Raw genomic sequence first — 4,177 nt, forward strand, 5'->3', positions numbered from 1 at the left:
TGATGTTAGCGTGGGCCATAGTAGATTGACCTACATAAGCATGTAATTCACCACGTAGAGATGGACGGTCATCAACATAAATCGCTTCACCCGCAACTTGTTTGTCAGCACTTTCATGTTTTTTGTGAGTACCAACGCCACCTAAACCAACACCTATTTGACCTTCAACAACATTTTTATCTGTGTTTGAACTAGCTTTTTTAATATCAATTAAAGTACGCATTAATTATTCACCACTCGTGTTTCAATTACGTTACTTGTATAAGCACTTTGTAGCTCTAAATAACATTTTTCAATAAGGTTTTGAGCTACTGTCATACGGTACTTATCAGAAGCACGTACATCAGTCATAGGTTGGAAATCAGATGCTAACGCTGCTTTTGCTTGCGCTACTGATTCTTTAGATAAATCTTTACCTAATAATGCCGCTTCAGCAGCTGAACCACGCTTAGGAATACCAGCCATGCCACCAAATGCTAAACGTACATTTGTTACTTTTTGACCATCTTGCTCAATGAAGAATGCTGCTAATACCGCAGAAATATCATCATCTAAACGTTTAGAGATCTTGTAAAGCTTAAGTGTTTGACCAGCAACTGGCTTAGGAATTGTAATTGACTTGATAAATTCAGAAGTTTTCAGAACAGTCTTTTTGTAATCAAGAAAGTAGTCTTCAACTAAAATTGTACGCTCTACGCCGTTAAGGTGTAGTGTCATTGTTGCGCCAAGAGCGATAAGTGCAGGAGGCATATCACCGATAGGTGAAGCGTTACCTACGTTTCCGCCTAGCGTACCTGTATTACGTACTTGTTTTGCACCAATACGTTCGATCATGTCACCTAAGTCAGGGTAGTAATGGTGTAAAGTATCGATAAACTCGCTGTAAGGTACTGCTGAACCGATAACGATTTCAGTATCAGTTTCTTCAAGGGTAGTTAATTCTGCAACATTACCAATATAAACAAGCTTTTTAACAACAGCTAAGTTTTGCGTAACTGAAAGTGCTAAGTCGGTACCACCAGCAAGTAACGTTGATTTAGGCTCTCTGACTAATTCAGTCGCTAACTCATCAATGTTCTGAGGAGCAAGATAAGTATTACCATTGCCATTTAATGTTGGTGTTGGTAATTTTGTGAATTCGTTAAGCGTATTAAGTGTGTCTTGGTAGTGCTTAGCAAAAGAATCATCACCAATATTTTCGCTTGAAGTAATAGCAGCATCAATAATAGAACGGTAGCCAGTACAACGACATAAGTTACCCGCTAAAGCTTCAAGAACTTCATCACGATTTGGGTTTTGGTTATGTTTGTGTAAAGCAAAAGAAGACATTACAAAACCAGGGGTACAGAAACCACATTGTGTACCATGGTTGTCTACAATAGTTTGTTGGGCGTGATGTAACTTAGCGCCGTCTTTCAAATCTTCAACTGTAATTAGTTGCTTACCGTGTAAGTTACCAACAAAGGTAATACAAGCATTAACTGCTTTGTAGTTAAGTTGTTTGCTGTTTTCAGCATCTAGCTCAGCTAGCACTACGGTACAAGCACCACAGTCACCTGAAGCACAACCTTCTTTTGTGCCAGATTTAAATTGCTCTTCACGTAAGTATTGTAAAACAGTCGTATTAGGATCTAAGTTTTCAATCTCTACAACATCGTTGTTCAACAGGAATTTTATTGTATTTGCTACCATTATTCTTTCCGCTTTAATTATATTTTTAAGTATCGACTTGAATATTTGTATGCATTCACTATAGCAGAATAAATAGTTGACACAAGTGTCAGCTTCGTGTTTTTTGTAAACCCTTGATTTACATAGTTAGCTGAATAGATGGGTAAACATCACCGAATCTAGTAGGGGTGTAGCGGTTTTTTCCTTAATAATATTTGTTCAATTGAGATTTTTTATGGTTTTTACTATGTGAAATGTGGCCGAAAGGGAATTCATATCATGGTAAAGTAGGCTCGAGTAAAGGTCTTAATATCAAGTATTCCCTCGGCCAAAAAGTCGTTCATAAAAGTCGATAATAAAGCGGCTAAAAATGGTTTATTAGTCACTTAAATATCAGACTATTTTTCTAGGATTTTTCTATTTTTAGCAATAACTAGCTTTTTCATAGGACTTTCGCTGCTGTTTTTTTCATTGTGGTGTACTCAATAAAAAGGAAGACTAAATGAAACTTAATACATGTGTAACGGCGCTCTTTTTATCAGTCACTAGCCAGGCACTCTTTGCCGGTGCAACTTATGCCAATGAAGCTTATTCCGATGAAAGTTATGCCATTGAAAAAAATTCAGCCATCGAACCGATTATGGCCACAATTCCCGCAGGTAGTTTTGAAATGGGTTCAATAGCGAGCGAAAACTCGCAGCCGCTACATCAAGTTAATGTCAGTGAATTCAGCATGGGTAAATATGAAGTGACAGTAAATGAGTTTCGTCAGTTTGTCGAAGCCACTAATTACGCTGTACCACAAGAATGTCGCCATCAACTCAATGGTTGGTTTAGAGCTTATTCAAAAGGGAACTGGGAAACCAATGCCTTAAACACCAGTGAATTTCAGCCAGTGGTTTGTATTAATTGGCAAGCGGCCAATGCTTATACTAAGTGGTTAGCAAAAGAGACAGGCAAACCGTATCGCTTACCAACAGAAGCTGAGTGGGAATACGCTGCCCGAGCCGGCACTAAAACCGATTACTTTTTTGGGGATGATACCGATCTTACCAAAGTATGTGATTATGCCAATACTGCAGACTTAACGGGTGAGAACGTTTTACAACGCGATAGTAATACCAGTTATTATAATTGGTCGGGTGATATGTCAAATTGTGATGACCACTCAGCCTATGCCAGCATAGTGGGCATGTACAAAGCTAATCAATTTGGTTTACATGATGTGGTGAGTAACGTTTTAGAAATGCTGGCAGATTGTCGAAGTGTCGATTATAGCAATACCCCCATTGATGGCTCGGCTTTCATTGATGAAAAATGTGAAAGTCGCTCAACCCGTGGTGGCAGTTGGCACTGGAGTCATTCACCTTTAGCGCAACGCGGCAGTATTCCAGAAGACTTTTCTGGTGGTGTTGATGGCTTTAGATTAGCCCTTGATGGCAAAGCGCCTAAGTTATCTTCAGCGAGTAAAAAGTTCTTAGCAAGATTAACTTTTGCTCAGCAACAAGAACAAAAACGACGGGATATACAACCTGCTTTCCCTGATGCGGTCAGTAATGTAAAAATACAACAAGATGATAAAACAGTCACCATCAGTTGGGATAAAAACGAACAAGAAGATGTTGAAAGCTACCGTGTATATCGCAATGAAGTTACCGGCGGTATGTTCAAATTGTTAGCGACGAATTTAACTACCACTAGGTTTACTGAGCCGAAAATGGGGTTAATGAAGTATGACTATGCTGTGGTTGCGGTGAGCTTTCATCAACAAAGCCACTATAGCGAAGTGTCTACTCAAGCGGGCTGGATTGAAATTCCAGGTCGCGTTGAAGCCGAGTGGGCTGCTGAATCGAGTGATAGCTCGCTGACACGCACTTCAGATGACGATGGTGGTTACAACTTCACAGGTATCGGTGGTATTGGTGCTGAAGCACAATTTACTTATCAAATAGAAGTGCTTGAAGCAGGTCTATATAAATTGGCATATCGGGTAGCTACGCCACGTGATACCAAAGGTTTTGAAGTATTAGCTAATGATAAAAAAGTGGGCGTTGATCTAGTGACTGCAACGGGCGGTTATCATGAGTGGCAGACGCAACAGGGCTTAGAAGTTCAATTGAAAAAAGGTAGAAATACCGTGACCTTGAAATCTCTAGATAATAATTGGAAACTGAATTGGTTAACCTTAACTAAGAGCTAATATTTTAGTTAAATAGCCAGTTATAAACCATAAAGGCAGTACTTAGCTCACTAAGTACTGCCTTTTTTATCTGAGGTAAAGAGTATTAGTTCAAACCTGATTAGACTCTTTTAGTAAATAGGGTCTTAGCAAGCCAGACCGCTGCGAAACCACCATAGCCGTCGTTCATAATTAAATTAACAATGATCACTTTGTGCGCTTTATAGTCCTTTAAGTCTGAATACCACCATAATTAACGTGTTCAGATCATGTGCCTGCATCATACGAATATTGTGCGCTCAACATTTCAATGATTTCCGCATTGCT

General features: G+C 39.2%; 3 protein-coding genes. 1 reads left to right on the forward strand and 2 read right to left on the reverse strand.

The features are described from left to right. Together HRT50_RS18090 and xdhA are read right to left on the reverse strand one after the other, a co-directional pair. Window positions 1-223: hypothetical protein (locus HRT50_RS18090; RefSeq protein WP_291617098.1), on the reverse strand; the 223-nt coding region annotated here is incomplete at its 3' end. Then, on the reverse strand, window positions 223-1,692 hold the full coding sequence (xdhA, locus tag HRT50_RS18095; protein ID WP_291617100.1) for a xanthine dehydrogenase small subunit: 1,470 nt from the start codon (window positions 1,690-1,692) through the stop codon (window positions 223-225). The genes HRT50_RS18090 and xdhA, both read right to left, overlap by 1 nt. Window positions 1,693-2,173: 481 nt before the next feature. Here xdhA and HRT50_RS18100 point away from each other — a divergent pair, with 481 nt between their 5' ends. Beyond that, entirely contained in the window at window positions 2,174-3,871 is a 1,698-nt protein-coding gene (locus HRT50_RS18100) for an SUMF1/EgtB/PvdO family nonheme iron enzyme (protein WP_291617102.1), read from the forward strand. Window positions 3,872-4,177 lie beyond the last annotated feature (306 nt).

Source organism: Colwellia sp., assembly GCF_013215345.1.
Classification (GTDB): Bacteria; Pseudomonadota; Gammaproteobacteria; order Enterobacterales; family Alteromonadaceae; genus Colwellia.